Below are 22,023 nucleotides of genomic sequence, written 5' to 3'. Positions count from 1 at the left end.
CATACATCCCACGTGACAAGTCGAACTTTCCTACAAGTTTAACTTACCGCAGCCAATATCATTCGAAGCGTCAGCCAAAATGAAACTTCGCAAAGCCTAATACATGGCAAACCCACCCTACAAATAAATATTTTTTAACACCTTGCCGCTCGACTCAGCACGGACTCAAGGCGCATGGTTTAAATACGAAAGTGATCCTGCAAGGTTACCCGCTTATATAAAACACTCACTGCCATAACACCCCACAGGAAAACACAAACAATCAAGGATATGAGTCCATGAGCAGACCCTCCGGCTCCGTTGCTCCGAAAGAGCGCATCAACATCAAATATGTACCGGCCACCCGTGACGAAAAGTCTGAAGTGGAGTTGCCTCACAAGATGCTTGTGCTCGGCGACTTCGGCCTGGATGACGACCGTGCCCTTGAAGACCGTGCTGTCATGCGCATCGATAAACACACATTCAACAACGTGTTGAACGACGCCGGCGTGCGCCTGGAGTTGTCCGTGCCGTCAATGCTCGGCGCAACCCCGGATGCAGAGCTTGCAGTAGCGCTGCAGTTCAGGTCGATCAACGACTTCGGGCCCGACCGCATCGCTCAGCAGGTACCCGAGCTGAACAAGCTACTGCAACTGCGTGAGGCGCTGGTTGCCTTGAAGGGCCCGCTGGGCAACGTGCCAGCCTTTCGCAAGCAACTGCAGCATCTGCTGAATGATGAGCAGGCCCGTAAACAGCTCGCCAAAGAGCTCGACTTGGTGCTGGAAGCGCCAAAAGAACACTGAGACATCGGAGCGTCTACATGCCAAAGCCAAACAGCACCATTCCCCATGCGGGTGCAACTAGCGACACCGTTAATAGCGCTGTCCTGCTCGACCAGATTATGGCAGAGACCAAACTGATCCCCGCCCAGGAGGGTTATCAGATTGCCCGCCAGGGTGTCGCTGCCTTTATCGCTGAAGTCCTCAAGACCCATGATCCGGATCCATTGATCAACAAACATCGCGTCGATCAGATGATTGCAGAGCTGGACCGAGTTCTCAGCAAACAGATGGACGCCATCGTGCACCAGCCAGCGTTCCAGCAACTGGAGACTTCATGGCGCAGCCTCAAACTTTTGGTCGACCGTACGGACTTTCGCGAGAACATCAAGCTGGAGGTCTTGCATGTCAATAAAGCGGATTTGCTGGACGATTTCGAAAACGCCGCAGATATCACCTGCAGCGGTATGTACAAACACGTTTACACCGCAGGTTATGGTCAGTTTGGGGGCGAACCGGTTGCCGCCATGGTCGGCAATTACAGCTTCGGCCCGTCATCCCCGGATATCAAGCTGCTGAGCTACATGGCCTCCGTCGGCGCCATGTCACACGCACCGTTCCTCGCTGCCCCATCACCGGAATTCTTCAACCTTGCCAGCTTTGAAGAGTTGCCCAACCTCAAGGAGATCAAAGATATCTTTGCCGGCCCACGGCATGCCAAGTGGCGCGCTTTCCGAGAAAGCGAAGATGCCCGCCACGTCGCCCTGGCCGGGCCACGCTTCATGCTCCGCTCAGCCTACCACCCTCAGGAAATGGCGATCGAGAGTTTCAACTACGCAGAAGACATCGCCGGGAGGCACGACAATTATCTGTGGGGCAACTCCGCCTTCCTGCTGGCCGGTTGTATCAATGACAGCTTTGCCCGTTACCGCTGGTGCCCGAACATCATCGGCCCTCAATCGGGTGGGGCCGTCGAAGATTTGCCAGTGCACCTTTACGAATCGCTGGGCCAGCTGCAGGCCAAGATTCCTACCGAGGTACTGATTTCCGATCGCAAGGAATTCGAACTGGCCGAAGAAGGCTTCATCGCCCTGACCCTGCGCAAGGACAGCGATAACGCGGCGTTCTTCTCAGCCAACTCGGTACAGAAACCCAGGACCTTCCCCAAAACCCCCGAAGGTTTGCAGGCACAGACCAACTACAAGCTTGGCACCCAGTTGCCCTACCTGTTCATCGTCAACCGACTGGCCCACTACATCAAGGTGCTACAGCGTGAGCAAATCGGCAGCTGGAAGGAGCGACGTGACCTTGAGTGCGAGCTCAACACCTGGATCAAGCAATACGTTGCCGACCAGGACAATCCGTCTGCCGAGGTACGCAGCCGTCGTCCCTTGCGGGCGGCCAAGATAGAAGTTTCGGACGTTGCCGGCGATCCGGGCTGGTACCAGGTCTCGCTCGCCGTGCGCCCGCACTTCAAATACATGGGGGCGAACATCGAGATCTCTTTGGTCGGGCGGCTCGACACACAATGAGTGGGCTTTTCGAACGCTTGGTGGCGGACACGACCGTCAGCCAGAAGCCCTCTCGGCAAGAGCACGCATCGCACAAGTTCGCGGCCATCAAGCGCCACCTCGAAACGCTGCTCAATGCACGTAAAGGGTGCTCGCAAAGCAGCCCTGAACTGGGCCTGGCTGATTTCAACGGGCATGACGCAAGCAACGGCGACCTGCTCGAACAGGTGAGCACTGATATTCGCCGCACTCTCCAGCGCTTTGAACCCCGCATTCAGGTGCGTGCGCTGAAAGCGGTACCCGATTGCCACGCGCTGCACGAACTGCACTTCAGGCTGGACTGCCAGGTGCAGGTGAACCACCACGCGGAGCAGCTGCAACTGGAACTGCTGGTGAACGGGCACAACCGCCATACCCGAGTGAGGTGATACATGTCTCTGAAGGACCGTTTCAGCGAAGAACTGCGTTACCTGCACGAGCTGGGTAACGACTTCGCCAAGGACAATCCGCGGCTTGCCCGCTTTCTTGGCGACCGTGCCAGCGACCCCGACGTCGAACGCCTGATAGAAGCCTTTGCGTTCCTGACGGCGAGGTTGCGGCTCAAGCTGGAAGACGACCTGCCAGAGCTGACCCACCCCATGCTGCAGTTGCTATGGCCCAACTACCTTCGACCGTTGCCCAGCATGACGATCATCCAGTTCGCGCCGCGCAAGCAATCACTCAGCCAGTCACAGCAGATCGCCAAGGGTTCAAGGCTGTTCTCAAAACCGGTGGATGGTGTCGCCTGCGAGTTTCGCACCTGCACGGCGGTAACCATTCACCCGTTCGAAATCGCAGCGGTTGGCGCCACCCAAACCCTCGACCGCTCAGTAGTTCGCATCGGCCTTCAAACCATGGTCGAACGACCGCTGAATGCCTTGGGCTGTTCCAGCCTCGACATTCACCTGAGTGGTGACCAGCGCAGCGCTAGGACGCTGTACCTGTGGCTCTCGCAATACCTCAAACATATCAGCGTAACCATCAATGGCGAGGTTCGCCGGCTGCCGGCCAGCAGCATTGCTTTCCCAGGGTTCAGCCCTGAGGAAGCCCTGTTGCCTTACCCGCAGAACGTCTTTGATGGCTACCGGATCCTGCAGGAATACTTCGTTTTCCCACAGCGGTTTCACTTCTTCACCCTCACGGGCCTGCACAAACTGTGGCCCGCAGCGCGAAGCCAGCAGGTGGGGATCGAGTTCCATTTCACCCGCCAGTTGCCGGACTCACTGCGTGTTGGCAAAGCAGATTTCAAGCTGTTCTGCACGCCGGCAATCAACCTGTTCAAACACAGCGCCGAGCCGATCGACCTTTCCTGTGAAGTTGCCCAGGTGGAGCTGAAGCCTAAAGGTGCAGAACGGTACGCTTATGAAATATTCAGTGTCGATGAGGTCATCAGCAGCCGCACCACGCCAGACGGCAGCACCGGTGAGCAGCTGAGAACCTTCCGTCCCTTCGAATCGTTCGCCCACGAAATTGAACACCTGCAAGGCCGGACGGCGTTGTATTACCGCTACACGCTCCAAGCGTCGTTGTGCGGTGATGGCGTCACACCCCGCATTGCCTTCGTGCGCGCCGATGCCAACGCCTATATCGGAGAACTGGAAACCGCCTCCATCGACCTCACCTGCAGCAACCGCGACCTGCCGCTGGCGTTGAGCATCGATGACATCAATGTGCTCACCGAAGCCACACCTCCCCTGGCGACCTACACCAACATCTGCGCCCCAACTCGCCCGTGCCGCCCGGTACTGGATGGCCAGTTGCAGTGGGCGCTGATTTCCAACATGTCGCTCAACTACTTGTCGCTGCTGTCGGTCGACGCCCTGAAAGCGGTCATTCGTGCCTATGACTTCGTCGCCTTGCACGACATTCAGCAAGCACGCACCACAGCCAAGCAGCTTGATGGCATTCGCGAAATCCACACAGCCCCCTTGGACTGGCTGATCAAGGGGCAGCCCGTTCGCGGGCTGCACACCCAACTGAAGCTGGACCAGTCGGCGTTCCTCTGTGAAGGCGACCTGTACCTGTTCAGCTGCGTCCTCGCTCACTTCTTTGCCTTGTACGCCAGCATCAACTCCTTCCACCAGCTGGAAGTGATCAACACCACCAACAACGAGCACTACACATGGCCAATACAAACCGGCAAACAACCGCTGATCTAGCCGACACGTTGCTCGCCGGAGCCCACCAGTACAACTTCTTTCAGTTGCTGGAACGTTTACATGGGCTGCACGGTGATGACCTTGAACCACGCTGGCCAAGCGAAGCAGCCCGGTTGCGCGTGCGCCTTGCCAGCGACCCACGGCTGACCTTTCCTGTTTCGGACGTGTACAAGGCCGAACGCATGGGTGGTGAAGAAGGCCGCTATCGCGTATGCACCACGTTCATGGGGTTACATGGCACTGACTCGCCCTTGCCCACTTACTATCTTGAACAAGCAGCCTACGAACATGCTCAGGGCATCGGTGTACGTCCGGCTTTCTTCGACTTCTTCAACCACTACCTGCTCAGTTTGTTGCACCGCATATGGCGCAAATACCGCTACTACATCCGCTTCCAGCCGGGAGCCAGCGATGGCTTCTCACAGTACATCTTTGCCCTGCTCGGCCTGAACGACAAACAACTGCGAGGGGACACGGCACTGCCTTGGAGCCGACTGCTCAGCTTCGCCGGTGTCATTGCCAGCCGCAGCCGCGCACCGGGTACCGTCGCCGGCATCATAGCCCACTGCTTCGACCTTGGGCGGGTCCAGATCCGTGAGTTTGAAACGCGTACCGTCCCCACTGCTGAAAAGCAGCTCGTAAGCCTTGGCCATTGCAACGGCGAACTGGGCAGCACGTTCATGCTCGGCAGCCGCACACGTACCCGCAGCAGCAAGTTCACCCTCGTCATCAGCGAACTGGACCAAGCGCAATTGCGCGACTTGCTCCCCAGTGGCATCAACTTTGGTCGCTTGCGCGCGCTGATCGACTTTCTCCTACGCGACGGCCTGGCCTACGACCTGGAACTGCGCCTCAAGCAAGACGAGCTCTCGCCTTTCTGCCTGCACCGGAGCCAAGGCGCCTACCTGGGCTGGACCAGCTTCATGGGCGACCGTGACGGCCAGATAACCCCAGTGGCAAGTTTTCGGGGGCGCTCATGAGTACGTTGACCTTGAATATCAGCAACCTCGACTGCTTGGAGCCCGACGTCGTTGCCCGGCACCAGTTCGATAGCGCGGGCGGCACCATTGGCAGCGCGGCGGTCACCTGGCAGATCAATGACCGTGAGCGGACCATTGCCCCGATCCACTGCGAAATTCGGTGGATAGAGGGCGGCTTCTGCGTGATCGATCACTGCAACCGCACCTATCTCAACAGCAGCATCCTCAGCCTGGGATTCCGGTCGGCAAGGCGGCTTGTCGAGGGTGACCAGCTACACGTCGGTGCCTGTCGGTTACAGGTGCGGCTAGCACGAGCCGATACACGTTCATTGCCCGACCTGTTCGCCCCCGGGCCAAGGCTGATCGACCGGTTGATAGCCGATGTCCCGGCCGAGACTTGCCCGGCCAAACCGCCGGCCACGCAGGTCGCCGTAGATATCTGCTCGATCTTCGGGACGCCCACGGACAAAGACCCGCTGGTGGCACTGGATGCGAAATCGGCTGCTGTATGGACACCAGAGAACTCGCTGCCAGGCCTGATTCCAGGAGATCGCTCATGACGCGGCTACGCGCCACAGTCGCACTTCTGGTCCTGGTGATCGGCCTTTCGGGTTGCACATCCCTGAGCAGAATGAGCCAAGTGGTGATGGATCATTCAGTACCCATCGGCCCACCGGAGGACCACCCGACCGAGGTGGCCTTCAGCATCAATGCCAGCCCTACGCTCAACGTCAACCCGAACAGCCTGAACGTTGCGCCCGAGCATGAAGCTGCCCTGGAACCCAGCCCTTACGCTGTCAGCTTGAGCGCAACCGACCCCGTTGCACTGACCGAAAAGGTCGGGACGTTATTCGAGTACCTTCAACAGCAGTTTCCTGCCCTTTCGCCTGTTGTCATGGACCTGGACGAAGGCAGCGATCCACCTCGTTCGCCCTTGGAAGAAAGCACGCCTGGCAGTTACGACGATCCAATGGTGATGCTGACATTGCCGCACACGACGACCGTGGCCACACCGTCACTGGCTACGCCGATGGCCATCAAGATCCTGCAATTGCGCGACGACTCGCTGCTACGTAACAGCGTGTACCAGTTGCTGGACCAAGACCCCGCCAAAGCCCTGCGCAGCACCTACGTTCGCGATGATGATTACCTGTTGCGCCCAGGCCAGTTCAAGTTCATCCCCTTTGCACCCATTGAGCCAGAGACGCGCTTCATCGCGGTGATCGGCGATTACCGAAGCCACGAAAACGCGACCTGGCGACAAGTGCTGCGCGTTCCATCACGCGGTCGGAAAGTCGTTCTTTCGGTGCTGCTCAACGACGCCCAGTTGTTGCTCAAGGAGGAAGGCTGATGCCTTTCCAATCCTGCGCCTTTCCCTGCTCACGCTGACACGGAGTGCTCATGAGTACGCGTAACCCTGTGCTATGGCCTGAAGGCCTGTACGTAAAACCGCAGCATTTCCAGCATTCGATTCGGGCCAGTGAAGCGGCCCTGCATCAGCGCCTGGCAAGCCTCAATAATGCCTTTTACGGTTTCAGCGAACTCCAGTTGAATGAGGAGTACCTGAGCCTGGGCAAAATCGCCATCACGCGGGCACGGGGTGTCATGCCCGACGGCACCCCGTTCGATATCCCCGCAGACCTCACGCCACCGCCACCGCTGGAAATCGACGATGACGGTTCAAATAACAGTGAGGTCTATCTCTGCCTGCCCTTGCGTACCGACGGCGGCCGAGAGGTCAGCTGGCCTGAGGATGCCGCCAATTTCCGCTACCTTGCCCGAGCGCAGGAAATCAAGGATACCCACAGCGCAGACGGCGACCTGGTAACAATCGACCTGGCTGCCCCCAACCTGCAACTCAAACGCCAAGCAGACGATAGCAGTGCCTATACCCGCCTGGCCCTGACGCGCATTCTGGCACGTCGCCCGGATGGCAGCCTGCAACTGGATGAAGCGTTCTATCCCACCTGCGTGTCGGTGCGAGCCGTGCCGGCACTGCAGCGCTTTCTCGATGAAATCACCCATACCCTGCGGGAACGGGCGCGCAACCTCGCTGCCCGCATTGGCGGTGCCGGCCAGTCCGGCATCGCCGACATTCGCGATTTCAACCTGCTACAAGCCATGAACCGCTGGTGGCCCTGTTTCCAGCACCTGGCCAGACAACCCCAGACACACCCCGAACAGCTCTACCTGTGCATGAGCCAGGCTTGCGGCGAGTTCGTGACGTTCACTGACGAGGGCCGTCTGCCGCACGAGTACCCGGCATATCACCACACGGCGCTGCGCACTTCGTTCAAGCCCCTGGAGGATACATTGCGCCGGGCACTCAGCACGGTGCTGCAACCCCGCGCCGTGTCGTTGCCATTGATAACACGCGACTACGGCGTGATGACGACCGCGCTAGAGGACCGCCGACTGATCGAGGTCGCTGACTTCATCGTCGCCGTCCGTGCCAACCTGCCCCCTCAAGTGCTGCGCCAGATGTTCGTGCAGAAAGTCAAAATCACTTCCCTCGAATCGCTGGAAGAACTGGTGCCGCTGCAACTCCCAGGCATCCCGTTGAACCCACTACCGGTGGCACCACGCGAACTGCCCTTCCATGCAGGCTTCAGCTACTTCGAGCTGGATCGACGCGATCCGGCATGGGCATGCATGAGTACGGCGAACGGCTTCGGTATCCACATCGCAGGGGACTTCCCGAATCTTGAGCTGCAATTCTGGGCAATCAGGAGTGAATGAGATGAACAGCGTAATCCTTGATGCCGTGAAGGGTGAAGGTGCTCGGCTTCATTCGGAGCTCAAGACACCCTTGCCCAGTTCCCCTTCCGCTTCTACAGCATCTGAAGCTTCCAATCACAAGCCCCAGCCCGGGCCAGTTGATCAAGGCTACCCGGCTGATCCGGACTTCAGGCTACGGGGCGGCTACGACAATTTGATGCTGGATGCAGCTGCCCCGCTGTTCGGGCTGGTCATGCGTTTGCGCACGCTGGATGCATTGCCAAACATCAAAGAGGTGCACCGGAAAGTACGCAACCAGATTGAGAACATTCAGGAAGAAATGCGCCAACATGGCTACGACTCCGCCCATGCGATGGCGTACTCATATGCCCTGTGCCTGTACATCGATGAAGCGGTGATGGACAGGCCTTGGGGCAAGAACAGTTGCTGGAGCCAGGAGCCGCTGCTGAGTATCTTCCACGACGAAACCTGGGGCGGGGAAAAGCTCTTCACGGTGTTGTCCCGCCTGACACAGGAGCCTGCACGCTACCAGGACGTACTGGAATTCATGTACTTCGCGCTGTGCCTGGGCCTGAAGGGTAAATACGCCATTGCGCCGAAAGGCGAAGAAACACTGAAAGCACTTACCCACCAACTTCACGGGATCATCCGGGAACTGCGCGGGCCTGCCCCGGAGTACGTCTGCGACCCCTACGCCAACGTCGCCCCGCGAAACTTCCGGATGACCCGGATATGGCCATGGTGGAGCCCGTTAGTGATATCTGGCGTGGCCATGGCCATGGCTTACGGTATCTACAGCTATCGCCTGCACCTGATCACCACCCAGGTCCTGGGGTCGCTGAGCAGCATGTTGCAGCCGTAAGAAAATAGCACACCGAGTAGTCACGAATTAGCGAGGTGTTCATCTCGCTACAAGCCCATCGTACCCGATGGCCATGCCTCGATAAAAAGGCATGCACAACCACTGAAACCAGGAGCTTATCATGGCGTCGCCCGCTTATTTGAAAATCACAGGAACAGCAGGAGGCAACATCAGCGAGGGAGCAAGCACGGTGGAATCGATAGGTAATATTTACCAATCCGATTTCGAAAATGAAATCATGCTGCAAAAGATTGAGCACGAAATCAATACGCCTATCGACCCTCAAAATGGCCAACCTTCGGGAAAACGTGTACACGGGCCATACAAAGTCACGTTCACCACCAACAAGTCCAAACCCATCCTGCTGGAATCCATCTGCAAGGCAGAGCTTTTACCGGAAGTTACAATCAAACAGTTCCGCGCCACCAATGAAAACCCTAACCAACACTATTACACCACGACACTGACCGATGCGACCATTATCAAACTGAGGACCCATCAACCCCACGCACAAGAAGACACGCTAACCCCCCGACACCAGGAGGTGGAGCTCTGGTTCTCCTACCGAAAGATCACTGAAACCCATGTAAAGAGCAGTACGGAAGGGTCCGACGACTGGCAGAAGGCTTGAAACGCCAATTCCCCAAGGCATCGCGTGTTCCGGGCAGCTTGCTGTCCGGGCACTTGAAGAACCTCAGACGGCGGACAAGGAATTATCATGCCTAGCCAATCCGGTCTGTACTACAGCTTTCGACCGCTCGTTACCCCATTGGAATTTGAGGTGGCCTCGTTCCAATTGAAAGAGGGCATCAGCAGCAACTTTCAACTGGAACTCGAGCTGGTCAGCCACGAATACGATGTGGACTTCGGGGCACTACTCGACCAGCCTGCGTTATTTACCATCTCCCGTGGGCAGCAGGCGCTGCGTCATGTTCACGGCTTGATCAGCACCTTCAGGCAAGGCGACAGCGGCCCTCGTCGCACACGCTACAGCGCCGTCATCGAGCCACGACTGGCACGGGCCAACCTGCGTTCGAACTGGCGTATCTTCCAGCACAAGACCGTCCCGGAGATTGTCGAGTTGTTATTGATGCGTCAGGGCATCAGCCAATACCAGATTGGCAAAGGGCTCGACCATCACGTGCGTGAGTTCTGCGTCCAGGCGGGAGAAACCGATTTTGATTTCTTTGCCCGGCTGCTGGCAGAAGAAGGTTTTGTCTACCGCTTTGAACACTCAGAGAAGCAACACACCCTCATCATTAGCGACCGGTTACTGGCATTCGGAAACATCCCGCCTCAGCCATCGTTCGCCCACTACACGGATGAGGACCCTGCCAGGGCCTGCAGCGTGTTATATCGGGCCTGTAGCGGTGGCGACCAGGCAACCCCTTGCTTGCGACGCCTTCACTACAGCGAACAGGTGCGTACTGCATGCCAGGTGCAACGCGACTACACCTTCATCAACCCGGCGTACCGCCAGGAACACAGGGCAACAGGTCATTACCTGGAACATCAGGCTGGCGACTACGAACGCTTCGATTACCCCGGCCGCTACAAGCGCGATGCCGTCGGCAAGGCGTTCACCGAAAACCGCATCACAGCCCTGCGCCACGATGTCCACGTTGCCCAAGTAGAAGGGGACGATGTACGCCTGCAGCCCGGCCTCGGTTTTACCCTTACAGGCCACCCGCGCGCAGCTTTCAACGTACATTGGCGCGTCACTGCAGTCACCCATGAAGGCAGCCAGCACACCTGCCTGCAAGAAGATGCGGCCGGCGTCGAGCAAGGCACCCGCTACGGCCAAGTCGCAGAGCTTGTTCCCGGTAGAACGGAATGGCGCCCTGCACCGCTGGGTAGACCTCGCGTCGACGGGCCCCACATGGCAACAGTCGTCGGCCCGCGGGGTGAAGAGATCTATTGCGATGAATGGGGCCGGGTCAAGGTCAGCTTCCCTTGGGATCGCGAAAGCCAGGGCAACGAATTCAGCTCCTGCTGGGTGCGAGTATCGCAAGGCTGGGCCGGCGGCAGTTGGGGTGCGATGGCCATTCCCCGTATCGGCCAGGACGTGATCATCCACTACGTCAACGGCGACCCTGATCAGCCGATGATCACCGGGCGCACCTACTGCGGGGACCAGCTACCGCCTTACGACCTGCCGCAGCACAAGACGCGCATGACGATCAAAAGCCAGACCCACAAAGGTGATGGCTTCAATGAGCTGCGTTTTGAAGATGAACTGGGTCAGGAAGAGGTCTTCATCCACGCGCAGAAAGACCAGAACATCGTGGTCAGGCACGATGAGACTACCCAGATCGGCAATGACCGCAAGGAACAGGTCAACAACGACGTGTCGACTCTGATTGGCCATGACCGTACCGAGACGGTGGCCAATGATGAGCGTGTCAGCATAGGGCATGACGCTGCCCTGGAGATTGGTCGAAACCAGTCGATCAAGATCGCCAAGGACCGTATTGAAACCATCGGCAATCACCGCCACGACCAGATCACAGCAAACCACCACACCTCTATTGGCGGCAACCTCGAGCAGCAGGTCGAAGGCGACGCAGAACTCGAGGCCCGCGGCGCGATCCGCAGGCGTTCACGCCGCTACGAGTTGCACACAGCAGAGGCGGTAATCATCCAGGGCCCTGGCGGTTCTATCCAGATCGATGAGACAGGCATCACCCTCGATGGCCCGACAATCCGCATCAACGGCCAGTTGCTCCAAACGCCTGCCGGGGCAAGCAGCCTCTTTTCCCTCAGTGGCGCGCCGGTCAATGGCAGGCCCCTGGATCGTCAGTGCGGGCGCCGCGCGGATGGGTCCTGCCCCCTGCCCGACTGCCGCTGCTTCAGAGGGGCAAGTCGATGACAATAGTCCCCTCGCACACCTTGCCTGGCCCGCATTTCGGCCAAAACGCGCGCTTTCTGCTGCTGCTGACCCGCACACTCGAGTACTGGGCCTATAGGCCAGTATCGCAAATACTCGAAAAGGGCGAACTGGTCCCGGCCTATGCCCCTTCGGTGGTTGAGCTTATCCATGCAGTCAGCCGTAACACCCCGCATGCGTGGCTGTGGCGGCGCAGTGCCCTGGACGAACGACACGACTTCGGGCCGTTGTTGGTAGACGTGTCAGGCGCCCCCGAACTGCTTGCCCATGCAATCTCTACCTGGATACCCGTTGGCGCGGCCATCGCGCTGGATGCCGATATCGGCCTTGCCAGGTTGGCAGACCATTTCACCAGCCTTGTACAGGTCGCGCTTCCAGGTCAGGGGCTGGCCACGTTTCAGTTCCAACCGGACCACCTTTCAGCGTGGCTGGATGCGCTGGATGAAGACCATCGCGCTACCTGGCTCGGGCCCGTGACTTCGCTCGCCTGGCGAGTCAACTGGGGGCCGGTCTGCGAGTGGAAGACGCTTGAGCGCAGCCCGGCCCCTGCCCGGCCCTTCTCGCACGCCCCGTTGTGCCTGAGCACGCGTGAACTTGAGCGCCTGCAAGCAGGCATGCACGAACATTTCGTGCGCACGCTGGCCCACGAGGTATCGGCCCTGCCACAGCACCACAGCCAGCCATTGGCCGATATCAGACACTGGATTGAAACCCTGCTGCCGCAACTGAAAGCCCTGAATTTTCGCGACGAGGAAGTGGCCGGCCAGTTCATCAGGCTGATTGCCAGGCACATGTGGCTAATGCGCAACGATGAGGCGGGGGAGATCTACGCCAACCTTGAAGCGTCACCTCAAGATCGCCTTCGCAAACTGCACGCGTTGATCGAAAGGCAGGAGCCCGCCCATGAATGACAACTCCGTCAGCAGCGCCACCTCCGGCCCAGCCTGCAGCGCACGCATCCCTATACTGCCGGTGCGCTACGCCATCGTACCGCGCAGTGGCGACATGCCCGCCTTCCGCTATGCCGATGCCGGTTTCAACCTGGAACAAGGCTTCGGCCCGCTGCAACACTCCGCCTACACCTTGCGCGCGCTACGCCCAGGCTATGTCTACGTGTTCATGAGAGGCGCCTTGGGCGAAAGGCTGGTCATTCACGAGTACGCGGGCGCGGGCCTTTACAAGGAACTGCTTTACAGCGGGCTGGAAGACTACCACCTGCGTGAACGCTACCTGACCAGCCGCTCCATGGGCTGGGTGTGGGCCGATACCTGCCCCGATACGGCCAGGGAAGTGTGGGTCGGCTACAGCTCGCACCTGTGGACCAACGCCATGACCGCCCGTATCACCGGCTCGCCAACCCTGCGCAAACGGCACATGCGCCAGCTGGACATGGCCGAGCTGATCGCCGGCAACCAGGCCCCGTCAACCCAGCCCCATGTGTTGCCGGTCAGTGCCCTGCAAAGCTGGGTCGAAGACTACAAGCCCAGCGGGCAACGCATGCCCCTGACCTGGAGCAGTGACCCGATCAGCGAAACTTTGCCCATCGGCAACCTCGTCGCTATCGGCCGGCACTACCCCTACCCTCAGCCGAAGGTACCGGTAGTGGTGGCGCTCGCTGATGCCGAAGGCATGGCCTTGGACCTGAGCCTGACGGTATCTGCCTACCAGCATCAACTGCGCGACCTGATGCCCGCCGAGCCGCTGGAGCACATGGCACCTGCTCAAGCGCCAGAACAGGAAGGGGTGCCGGCCTGCTACAAGCTGGATGTCGAGCAACTGAGCAGGCAAAGCCGCGATTTCCACCACCGCAACCTGGTGGCCACGCTGCTGAACAAGACCCTTGAAAGCCTGTACCCCGCCGATGCGCCCTCTGCGGACCTGGCCGAGTTCCGGCTTGGCACGCAACGCCGGGGCCCTGCCCTGTCGCCCTCCGAGTCACGGTTTCAGGCCCTCACCCACGAAGACTACTCCCCCAACGGCGCGCGCCTGGCGCAGCGCCTCGACCTCGCCAAGTACCGGCACTTTCTCAGCGAACGCGATGAACTGGAGCGCCGCCTCGGCGCCCTGCGCAACCAGGCCTTGCAGGCCAGCAACGACCATGACGCCTGGCTCGGGACGGCTGAACCCCAGCATGTCGATAACCCCTACAGCCTGGCCGCTGCCCTGGCCTGTTACGACCGCGACGAAATGGCTTCCGCCCGTGGGCTGGAAATTTCGTTGGCGCTGCTGATCCAGCCGATGGGCCAGCCTGCACCCGGTACCGAAGAACAGGATCGGCGACTCGAACGCCTGGAACGGTGGCTGGATCAGCACGACAGCCCGCTGTACACCGCCCTGGCACCCTTCAACCCGTTCAAGGACAAGGCGGATGCGATCGGCAGCCTGTTCGGTGCCAGCGACAACGTGATCGAAGGGCTGGCCGGCCGTTTCCCGGCCATGGCCGGCATTACCGACCTCACCGCCCAGTCGGTCAATACCGTGGTGCTCAAACGCCTGCGTGGGCAAACCCGCTGGGATGCCAGCCGCGGCCTGCGGCAGCAGGTGCTGCTGGCGGCGCGTGAGGCCAATGCCGAGAAAGCGCTTGGGCTGCTGGCGGCGCGCTACCGCATCACCGGGCAGGCCATCGCGGAAAACCCGTTCAGCCAGGAGGTGGAAAAGTACCTGAAAAGCGGCATGGCGCAGGTTGAAGAAATGAAAGCGCTGCGTATCTCGGGTAGCCGGAAGGTGTCGATCGAACTGACCACCACCGTGCGCGTGAAACCCAACTTCCTTGGGTTGCTGACCTCCGGCGTTGGCGGTGGTTTGAACGCGGGGATGCTGTGGTTCAACGTGATCTCGCTCAGGACAGCGTACAACAGCCTGCAGCAGAGCGATGCACCGGAATACACCATGGGGTTTGCTTCCTCGATTTTTGGGGTGATCGGTGCGGCATCGGCGACGCTGGTCAGCGCACGCGCAACGCAGAAGGCCGTGATGTTGAGGTTGAGTTCCACAGCGCCAGGCATGGCTTTTGGCAACGGGGTTATCAAGTTTTTGAGCAGTAATCTTTATGCGCGGTTAGCAGGATATCCGGCAATAGCGTTTAGCCTTCTTTCTGACTTCACCAAGGCGTGGCGCCAAAACGACAACGGAAATCAAACTGCCGCCATATACACGCTGACTGGAGGAATAACCATGGCTGTTGGTTCTGCTGTCGTTCTTGAGGCTGGTCTTGCAGCTGCCGGCGCAACATCCGTTGTGCCTTTTGCCGGTTGGGCTGCGGCCGCGCTTGTACTTGTAGGAGTGGCAATCATCGGAGGAGGTCTCTATCTTCAAGCAAAGGCTCATGAGCGTCTTCACAGCCCAATTGAGCTCTGGGCAGCACGCAGCATCTTCGGCAATCACATCAACGATGGAGAGGCCCGTTCTGAAATCGCATTAGTCCATGATGAAAAACTGCCTGGATACGCCACACTGCAGGCAGAGATCAAAGCTTGGCACAATGAGCACTACGGGCCAAAACCACTTACAGCTGAGCAGGCAAACTCACTCGGCGCAGGCGAAATCGCGTCTAAACCCATCGCAGAATTCACAGTGCTACTGCCAGGTTTTGTATTAGGGCTAAGTAGCTGGTCAGGTAGCTTGCACACATGTTGTGACACCCAAAAAATGGATGTGCTCCACGTATCCTCCAATGCAAAACTTGTAGCTGCGGGTTTGATTCTGCAAATTAAGAACAGGTTACCCAGTCAACGTAGTGTCTCTCTGCATTTAGCCTACAGTGCCAATCAAGGGCTGGCCGAGGACAGTGAAATCCAAACTGTATTCCACCTTGAGGACTGATCATGTCAACCACTTGGCTATTCAACACATCATCCTTTTCCGGCCATAACCCTGCCATTGGCGGGCAGTTCTTAAGAGCATCAAAAAATACGCTATGCCTACGAAATCCTTGGGTGTCATATTCCGTACTCATGGGAAAATTATACGGCGCAATGATCATCGCACTGATGATAGGCTTTTATCCAGTTCTACTATCTGAAAGAGCTTGGAATCCATCTACCTTCAACCCTGCTTTAATCACTGCTACTGTTGTCGGACCTCTGACTTTCCTTCCATTTCTGGCTTATCGAATATACCTCATTAAAGGCCTATCAAGCTTCTGCCTCAACCGGTCAAACCGTAAAATCTACTATAAACGTCTGAGCAAGACATTGGTCTTTGATTGGGACAATACTGGCGGCGGCATTTTCAAACGCACAGAATCCGGCGGCTCATCATTCAGCACCAGCTACGCCCTCGCCTTCGCCCCTCGCCGGGCTGACGGGAGCCTCCACCAAAAAGATTGCCTTTGGGTAGACAGCAACGAACCCACCGAACCCGGCGTCAAGCACGTCGCCGAAGTCTGGGAATACCTGCGCCACTTCATGGACCATGGCCCGGACAAACTGCCACCGCCCGGCGAACCCAACTGGTGGCACCGGCCGCTTCACGCCATCTGCCTGACCCCGGCAGAAGCCTGGCGCCACTACGCCCCCTGGCGAACGGGCGAACCTGGTGAAATGCAGGGCAAGAAGAACTGGCAACTGCCGTTCTGGGCCGTGCTGTTCCCCTACAACCTTACGCTTGCCATTTGCTGGTACGGCGTCTGCCGGCTGTTCAACGTGCGTCCGGCTTCTCCGCCGCCTGAAGCCTTTGAAGTAGTACCTGAGCCAGCCCGCAGAAGAAAGCGCAAATGAACCAGTCGGGCTGGTGCGGGCAACCGCATCAGCCGCGGCGCCGTGATCGAAAAAAGGGCTGGCAGCAGATTCCCCTTGGAAACCTGATGTAATCAATAGTGTAGGCGTTTACTTACACGAACCGCTTAAAACCAAACACTCCCACCAGAGACCGATTCATCACGTTCAATCTAAAAAATCTCTCAAATTATTTCTCTACTTGCATTGCCGATCTGCGGGCGCTAACACTTATCCCGTCAAGGAATGGAGAAAAGCCCATGTCCCGCCTAGCTGAATTCCGTGCCCTCGAGTGGTTGCTTGCCACAAAAAAGTCCGAGCTCCAGTTCATAAAAGTCAACCGGCAGCTCATGCGCGAACTCGAATTCGAAAGCAAACTTAACGAGCTGCTTGCCGAATACAAGTTCAGCCTGGGGCATGTATTGAGCATTTTCGAACATGAAAACCAAAGCACGCTCAACGCTATCGATCAACAACCCCTACCTCTTCCTGCGCCACCACGCTATAGAACACGACAAAGCAAATATTATAAGAACCCGCACACTGGCGAAGTCGTAGCAGCCAAAAATACCCTGAACAACACCGTGCGTTCGTGGGTTGAGCAATACGGCCGCAGCGAGGTCGAGAGTTGGGCAACCGCGTGGTCGGTTTGCGGGCATCAACCGGACCTGTAGCGCTGCCATGCTCCTGCGGGGACAACGACAGGCGGAGGGGTCAGATGCCGTCTACGCTAATCAACATCAACGTGGATACCTGCCGCGCCCACTGACAAACGCAACCGTTCGATAACCGAACAGTAGCCCGTCTCTTGAATTGACGCTGCCGCCTTCACTGCGCACCATGCACCGGCCTTGCGTGCCCCCCTGCCTGGGAACCGGTCACGTACTCGTAGCACCGCAGCTGAATACAATTTCAAGAAACGAGCAGTTTATGAACGACTCCAAGATCACCCCCGCCGCTACCCGGATGCCTCAGGGTTCGATCGGCGACAAGCTCCGCGGCGCCTTCGGCGTCGGCAAGACCCGTTGGGGCATGCTGGCCCTGGTGTTCTTCGCCACTACCCTGAACTACATCGACCGCGCCGCCCTTGGCATCATGCAACCTGTGCTGGCCAAGGAAATGAGCTGGACGGCGATGGACTACGCCAACATCAACTTCTGGTTCCAGGTCGGTTACGCCATCGGCTTTCTGCTGCAGGGCCGCCTGATCGACAAGGTGGGAGTAAAACGCGCCTTCTTCTTTGCCGTGCTGCTATGGAGCCTGGCCACTGGGGCCCATGGCCTGGCCACCTCGGCGGCAGGCTTCATGGTCTGCCGCTTCATCCTAGGCCTGACCGAGGCCGCCAACTACCCGGCTTGCGTGAAGACTGTGCGCCTGTGGTTCCCGGCCGGTGAGCGGGCAATTGCCACCGGGCTGTTCAATGCCGGCACCAACGTCGGCGCCATGGTTACCCCGGCGCTGTTGCCGTTGATTCTGGCGGTGTGGGGTTGGCAAGCCGCGTTCATCGCCATGGGCAGCCTGGGCCTGGTGTGGGTGGTGATGTGGCTGTTGAAGTACTACAACCCTGAGGACCACCCCAGCGTGCGCCAGAGCGAGGTGCAGTACATTCAGCAGGATGACGAGCCCGAGCCGACCCGCGTACCGTTCAGCCGGATCCTGCGGCTGCGCGGCACCTGGGCGTTTGCGCTGGCCTATGCGATCACCGCGCCGGTGTTCTGGTTCTACCTGTACTGGCTGCCGCCGTTCCTCAACCAGCAATACAGCCTGGGCATCAACGTGACCCAGATGGGTATCCCGCTGATCATCATCTGGCTGACGGCGGACTTTGGCAGCATCGGTGGCGGCATCCTGTCGTCGTGGCTGATCGGCCGTGGCGTGCGCGCCACGACGGCGCGGCTGGTGTCGATGCTGATCTTCGCCTGCACCATGGTCAGCGTGGTCTTTGCTGCCAACGCCAGCGGGCTGTGGGTCGCGGTCGCGGCCATCTCGCTGGCGGTGGGCGCGCACCAGGCATGGACGGCAAACATCTGGAGCCTGGTGATGGACTACACGCCCAAGCACCTGGTAAGCACGGTGTTCGGCTTCGGCAGCATGTGCGCAGCAATCGGCGGGATGTTCATGACGCAGATCGTCGGCAGTGTGCTGACCGCGACCAACAACAACTATGCCGTGTTGTTCACCATGATTCCCGCCATGTACTTCCTGGCGCTTGTGTGGATGTACTTCATGGCGCCGCGCAAGGTCGAGAGCGCCTGAGGGCGCTGACCCGTTACCTCTACGGGGCCCTTGCGGGCCCTTTTTTTTCGGCTGAAGGTTATCAATGTGCGGGTAACGTGAGGCATGGCACGGGCCATGCGCCACGCTCTTGGAGTCAGACTGCGGCCAGTACTGCCTTGGCCCTTTCCAGCGCCATGCGCGCGCGCTGTTCGCCACTGATCCCTTGCTCCAGCAATTGCCGCGTCGGGATTTCCAGGCTTAGCGGAACGGTTGCCGGCAACGCGCGCAGCAGGCCGACCAGATCGGCGTCGCCTTCACCGGGGAACCGTCGTTCGTTGCGCGCCTGGCGCAGGATTTCGTCCATCTCGGCCGGCACCGGGCCGGCAACGTCACACAGCTGGGCATAGCGCATGCGCTGCGGTGCCAACTGCGCCAGGTCGCTCAGCGATGAGCGCGAGCGGTTGAAGTGGAATGCATCGACCAGCACGCAGCCATTGGCGTGATCGGCGTTGGCCACCACGCGCATGGCCTGGCGCAGATCGCGCACGTCGGTCCACGGCATGAACTCCAGGTGCGGGTAGATGCCATGCAACGCCGCCAGCTCGCACAGGGCAGCAAAGCGATCGGTCAGGCGAGCTTCATCCGGGTCGTTGCCAGCCACCAGCAACTCTGTCCCACCCAGTTCGGCGCCCACCGCCAGGATCGGCTCGAAATCCGCAACACAGGTTTCCGGCTTGAGGCGCAGGATCTCCAGGTCAAGCACCTTGATACCGGTATCGCGCAAGCGCGCCTGGGTCTGTCGGCGCAGGTCGGCATCGGCCACCAGCGGGAAATGCTGCTCCTGCTCGGTGGCCGGCACCAGGCGGAGGCCAACATGGCTATAGCCGGCGCGGGCGGCTGCCTCGACCATGTCCGGTGGGGACAGTTCGAGCACCGTCAGGGCGGCAAGAGAGAAAATACGGTCAGTCATTTATCGTCACCAAAAATTGAGGGCGTACTAGGCAATGTGCTCCGGCGCACAGGCACGGCCGCTTTCGGCGGCTTGGCGAATAGCGTCGATCAGCGCCAGGGTGCGACCACCGTCGGCGGCATCGATCAGCGGCGCCTGTTCACCCCGGGCAACCCGCACGAAGTGCTGCAACTGCAAAGTCAGTGCATCGCCAGCGGGGATGGCTTCCTGGTTCTGCAGCAGCGGCGTATGCCAGCCCGAACCAGCGTCGGCGTAGTGCCAGCGCTTGAGCTGGGGAATGCTCAGCGCGCCCTGGGTGCCCGCCAGCAGGTAGCACGGCTGGTCGGCCTGGCGTGGGTAGACCGGGCTTTCGCCAGAGTCCAGCTCCCAGCTCCACGGGGCCGCCACGGCGTCGGAGCCGGTCAAGCTGCCCAAGGCCCCATTGGCGAACTGCAACAGCACTGCAGCGCTGTCTTCGTTGGCGAAACCGCGCACGTCGTTGCGGGTGAACGCCTGCACCTGCACCACTTCGCCACACAGGTGCCGCAGCAGGTCGAGGTCGTGGATCAGGTTGGTCAGCAAGAAGCCGGCGCCCGGCTCGCGACGCCATGGCGTTTCAAAGTAGCTGTCGGGCTTTTGCAACTGCCACAGTGCAGTGACGTTGATCAGCCGGCCCAGCTTGCCTGCACTGATTACCTCATGCGCTTTGGCGATCAGGGGGTTGTGCCGGCGATGATGACCAACCAGTACAGGCACATTGCGCTTGCGCGAAGCCTCTACCAGGGCCCGAACTTCATCCAGATGCACGCCCACCGGCTTTTCTACCAGTACCGGCACACCGGCTTCGACGCAATCCAGCGCGGTGGCCACATGCTGGTTGTTCGGATTGGCGATGATCGCCGCTTCTGGGCGCACGCGTTCCAGCATCTGCCGGTGGTCAGCAAAATACGGCACGCCGCATTCGGCTGCGAATGCCTCGGCCTGTGGGCCAGGGTCGGCCACCGCGCACAGCTGAGCCTGAGGCACATTGCCCATGTGCTGGTAGTGCTGGCGACCCATGATGCCGGCGCCGATCAAGGCAATACGAAGGGGTGCGTTCAACAGCCTGTCCTCTTGTCATTGTTGTGAAATGGATTCTGAAACCACGTTCCACAATCCACTCTCGACAATTTAGAACCAGGTTCAGGTTTTCAGAAGAAGCGGGACAAGAGACTGTGCGGTAATCGACCGGAATATCCGCTTATGCGAATAGCTCGCTGGCCGGGCTGGCGGCCGATAACTCCTCTGCAGCTGCGAGCAACAGCGGCGCCAGCTCTGCAAGGCGGCTTTGCGCCATGCGGGCGCTTGGCCCGGCGATGCTCAGTACACCAATGACCTCGGCGCTTTGCGGGCGCCGTACCACCGCAGCCAGGGCCGAGGTGCCGATGGCCGACGTTTCTTCCACCCAGGCATAACCACGTTCTCGGGCTCGGTGCAGGTAGGCGATCAGCTCATCGGTGGAACGTGGCGCGTTCGGGCCGAACCGGGTGGGGTCGGCAATGCCTTGGCGCAACACCATCTGCAGCGCCTGTTCATCGTCCAGGCTGGCCAGCCAGGCATGCCCCGACGCGGTGTAGAACAGCGGGGCATCGCGGCCCATGTCCGGGTCGTAGCGCAGCCCGGAGCGGGCGCCCTGCGACTTGGCGATCCAGATTTGCCGGGCGCCATCGATCACGCCAAGGCGCACCAGCTCGCCGCTGTCCTGGGCCAGGCGGTCGAGAATCGGCTGAATGATATCGGCGCCGCTGCTGGCCAGGTAACGAAACCCCAGCGCTACCAGCTTGGCCGACAACTGGTAGCGGCTGGTGTCGCGGTTTTGCCGCACATAACCCAGCCGCACCAGCTCGGCGAGCATGCGGTGTGCCGCACTTTTAGGGATGTCCAGGCGCTCGGCCAGGGTTTGCAGCGGCAGCCCCTGAGGCTCACCGGTAAGGGTTTCAACAAGACTGAAGGCGCGTTCGATCTGACTACCAGCCATGACACAGGTCCCTGCTATTTTTTGCGGATTCTAGAAGATGATTCCACATTGCCGATAGCCGCCGCATTCAGCAGACATTCCAAATGGCCGATTATCGCCCAATTCTTGACCGGCTCGCCGTCCTCACCCTTGCAGATCGCGGGAGCGGCGATGAGAATGTGGAACACCGTTCTAATAAACAACAGGATTG

At 59.4% G+C, this 22,023-nt stretch carries 19 protein-coding genes; 16 read left to right on the top strand and 3 right to left on the bottom strand.

The features are described from left to right. The first annotated feature begins 278 nt into the window (after positions 1 to 278). The 16 genes from tssB (at position 279) to OO258_RS18135 (ending at position 18,906) form a co-directional block, all read left to right on the top strand. A complete protein-coding gene (gene tssB / locus OO258_RS18210; protein ID WP_266031951.1) occupies positions 279 to 782 on the top strand; it encodes a type VI secretion system contractile sheath small subunit in 504 nt (167 codons plus the stop codon). A gap of 17 nt (positions 783 to 799) precedes the next feature. Further along, on the top strand, positions 800 to 2,290 hold the full coding sequence (tssC, locus tag OO258_RS18205) for a type VI secretion system contractile sheath large subunit (RefSeq protein ID WP_266031950.1): 1,491 nt from the start codon (positions 800 to 802) through the stop codon (positions 2,288 to 2,290). Then, positions 2,287 to 2,697 carry a type VI secretion system baseplate subunit TssE gene (gene tssE, locus OO258_RS18200; RefSeq protein WP_266031949.1) on the top strand — a complete coding sequence of 137 codons (411 nt, stop codon included), beginning with the start codon at positions 2,287 to 2,289 and terminating at the stop codon, positions 2,695 to 2,697. Before tssC ends, tssE begins: the two co-directional genes overlap by 4 nt. 3 nt (positions 2,698 to 2,700) lie before the next feature. Then, entirely contained in the window at positions 2,701 to 4,467 is a 1,767-nt protein-coding gene (gene tssF / locus OO258_RS18195; RefSeq protein WP_266031948.1) for a type VI secretion system baseplate subunit TssF, read from the top strand. Further along, a complete protein-coding gene (gene tssG, locus OO258_RS18190; RefSeq protein ID WP_266031947.1) occupies positions 4,431 to 5,447 on the top strand; it encodes a type VI secretion system baseplate subunit TssG in 1,017 nt (338 codons plus the stop codon). Before tssF ends, tssG begins: the two co-directional genes overlap by 37 nt. Beyond that, positions 5,444 to 6,007 (top strand): FHA domain-containing protein, encoded by a 564-nt coding sequence (locus OO258_RS18185; RefSeq protein ID WP_266031946.1) that lies wholly within the window; start codon positions 5,444 to 5,446, stop codon positions 6,005 to 6,007. Before tssG ends, OO258_RS18185 begins: the two co-directional genes overlap by 4 nt. Continuing rightward, complete coding sequence (gene tssJ / locus OO258_RS18180) at positions 6,004 to 6,798, top strand: type VI secretion system lipoprotein TssJ (RefSeq protein ID WP_266031945.1); 795 nt, start codon at positions 6,004 to 6,006, stop codon at positions 6,796 to 6,798. The genes OO258_RS18185 and tssJ overlap by 4 nt, the downstream gene beginning before the upstream one ends. 50 nt (positions 6,799 to 6,848) lie before the next feature. Further along, on the top strand, positions 6,849 to 8,186 hold the full coding sequence (gene tssK / locus OO258_RS18175) for a type VI secretion system baseplate subunit TssK (protein ID WP_266031944.1): 1,338 nt from the start codon (positions 6,849 to 6,851) through the stop codon (positions 8,184 to 8,186). 1 nt (position 8,187) lies between these two features. Further along, positions 8,188 to 9,048, top strand: coding sequence for a type IVB secretion system protein IcmH/DotU (icmH, locus tag OO258_RS18170; protein ID WP_266031943.1), 861 nt, complete (start codon positions 8,188 to 8,190; stop codon positions 9,046 to 9,048). 121 nt (positions 9,049 to 9,169) lie between these two features. Further along, complete coding sequence (tssD, locus tag OO258_RS18165) at positions 9,170 to 9,679, top strand: type VI secretion system tube protein TssD (protein ID WP_266031942.1); 510 nt, start codon at positions 9,170 to 9,172, stop codon at positions 9,677 to 9,679. A gap of 87 nt (positions 9,680 to 9,766) precedes the next feature. Next, a complete protein-coding gene (locus OO258_RS18160; protein ID WP_266031941.1) occupies positions 9,767 to 11,917 on the top strand; it encodes a type VI secretion system Vgr family protein in 2,151 nt (716 codons plus the stop codon). Then, entirely contained in the window at positions 11,914 to 12,846 is a 933-nt protein-coding gene (locus tag OO258_RS18155; protein ID WP_266031940.1) for a DUF4123 domain-containing protein, read from the top strand. The genes OO258_RS18160 and OO258_RS18155 overlap by 4 nt, the downstream gene beginning before the upstream one ends. Beyond that, the gene (locus OO258_RS18150) at positions 12,839 to 15,757 is read left to right on the top strand and encodes a T6SS effector BTH_I2691 family protein (protein WP_266031939.1); all 2,919 of its coding nucleotides are present in this window, start codon (positions 12,839 to 12,841) and stop codon (positions 15,755 to 15,757) included. The genes OO258_RS18155 and OO258_RS18150 overlap by 8 nt, the downstream gene beginning before the upstream one ends. A 2-nt stretch (positions 15,758 to 15,759) precedes the next feature. Then, on the top strand, positions 15,760 to 16,653 hold the full coding sequence (locus OO258_RS18145; protein ID WP_266031938.1) for a hypothetical protein: 894 nt from the start codon (positions 15,760 to 15,762) through the stop codon (positions 16,651 to 16,653). Between the two features lie 257 nt (positions 16,654 to 16,910). Then, entirely contained in the window at positions 16,911 to 17,324 is a 414-nt protein-coding gene (locus OO258_RS18140) for a histone-like nucleoid-structuring protein, MvaT/MvaU family (RefSeq protein ID WP_266031937.1), read from the top strand. Positions 17,325 to 17,616: 292 nt separating this feature from the next. Further along, entirely contained in the window at positions 17,617 to 18,906 is a 1,290-nt protein-coding gene (locus OO258_RS18135) for an MFS transporter (RefSeq protein ID WP_416309220.1), read from the top strand. Positions 18,907 to 19,021: 115 nt separating this feature from the next. Here OO258_RS18135 and OO258_RS18130 read toward each other — a convergent pair whose 3' ends face one another. The 3 genes from OO258_RS18130 to OO258_RS18120 form a co-directional block, all read right to left on the bottom strand. Next, positions 19,022 to 19,837: a sugar phosphate isomerase/epimerase family protein gene (locus tag OO258_RS18130; RefSeq protein WP_266031935.1), complete on the bottom strand. Its 816-nt coding sequence runs from the start codon at positions 19,835 to 19,837 to the stop codon at positions 19,022 to 19,024. Positions 19,838 to 19,864: 27 nt separating this feature from the next. Further along, positions 19,865 to 20,917 (bottom strand): Gfo/Idh/MocA family protein, encoded by a 1,053-nt coding sequence (locus tag OO258_RS18125; protein ID WP_266031934.1) that lies wholly within the window; start codon positions 20,915 to 20,917, stop codon positions 19,865 to 19,867. Positions 20,918 to 21,056: 139 nt separating this feature from the next. Beyond that, positions 21,057 to 21,833: an IclR family transcriptional regulator gene (locus OO258_RS18120; protein WP_266031933.1), complete on the bottom strand. Its 777-nt coding sequence runs from the start codon at positions 21,831 to 21,833 to the stop codon at positions 21,057 to 21,059. Positions 21,834 to 22,023 lie beyond the last annotated feature (190 nt).

The organism is Pseudomonas sp. DCB_BI, from assembly GCF_026240995.1.
In the GTDB taxonomy this organism is placed as follows: Bacteria; Pseudomonadota; Gammaproteobacteria; order Pseudomonadales; family Pseudomonadaceae; genus Aquipseudomonas.
The sequence above is the reverse complement of the archived record's forward strand: the minus strand, read 5'-3'. Positions and strand labels throughout refer to the sequence as shown.

Excerpts from the sequence above, each read along its gene's own strand:
- tssB (WP_266031951.1), top strand. The coding sequence starts at position 279 with ATGAGCAGACCCTCCGGCTCCGTTGCTCCGAAAGAGCGCATCAACATC.
- tssC (WP_266031950.1), top strand. The coding sequence starts at position 800 with ATGCCAAAGCCAAACAGCACCATTCCCCATGCGGGTGCAACTAGCGAC.
- tssE (WP_266031949.1), top strand. The coding sequence starts at position 2,287 with ATGAGTGGGCTTTTCGAACGCTTGGTGGCGGACACGACCGTCAGCCAG.
- tssF (WP_266031948.1), top strand. The coding sequence starts at position 2,701 with ATGTCTCTGAAGGACCGTTTCAGCGAAGAACTGCGTTACCTGCACGAG.
- tssG (WP_266031947.1), top strand. The coding sequence starts at position 4,431 with ATGGCCAATACAAACCGGCAAACAACCGCTGATCTAGCCGACACGTTG.
- OO258_RS18185 (WP_266031946.1), top strand. The coding sequence starts at position 5,444 with ATGAGTACGTTGACCTTGAATATCAGCAACCTCGACTGCTTGGAGCCC.
- tssJ (WP_266031945.1), top strand. The coding sequence starts at position 6,004 with ATGACGCGGCTACGCGCCACAGTCGCACTTCTGGTCCTGGTGATCGGC.
- tssK (WP_266031944.1), top strand. The coding sequence starts at position 6,849 with ATGAGTACGCGTAACCCTGTGCTATGGCCTGAAGGCCTGTACGTAAAA.
- icmH (WP_266031943.1), top strand. The coding sequence starts at position 8,188 with ATGAACAGCGTAATCCTTGATGCCGTGAAGGGTGAAGGTGCTCGGCTT.
- tssD (WP_266031942.1), top strand. The coding sequence starts at position 9,170 with ATGGCGTCGCCCGCTTATTTGAAAATCACAGGAACAGCAGGAGGCAAC.
- OO258_RS18160 (WP_266031941.1), top strand. The coding sequence starts at position 9,767 with ATGCCTAGCCAATCCGGTCTGTACTACAGCTTTCGACCGCTCGTTACC.
- OO258_RS18155 (WP_266031940.1), top strand. The coding sequence starts at position 11,914 with ATGACAATAGTCCCCTCGCACACCTTGCCTGGCCCGCATTTCGGCCAA.
- OO258_RS18150 (WP_266031939.1), top strand. The coding sequence starts at position 12,839 with ATGAATGACAACTCCGTCAGCAGCGCCACCTCCGGCCCAGCCTGCAGC.
- OO258_RS18145 (WP_266031938.1), top strand. The coding sequence starts at position 15,760 with ATGTCAACCACTTGGCTATTCAACACATCATCCTTTTCCGGCCATAAC.
- OO258_RS18140 (WP_266031937.1), top strand. The coding sequence starts at position 16,911 with ATGTCCCGCCTAGCTGAATTCCGTGCCCTCGAGTGGTTGCTTGCCACA.
- OO258_RS18135 (WP_416309220.1), top strand. The coding sequence starts at position 17,617 with ATGCCTCAGGGTTCGATCGGCGACAAGCTCCGCGGCGCCTTCGGCGTC.
- OO258_RS18130 (WP_266031935.1), bottom strand. The coding sequence starts at position 19,837 with ATGACTGACCGTATTTTCTCTCTTGCCGCCCTGACGGTGCTCGAACTG.
- OO258_RS18120 (WP_266031933.1), bottom strand. The coding sequence starts at position 21,833 with ATGGCTGGTAGTCAGATCGAACGCGCCTTCAGTCTTGTTGAAACCCTT.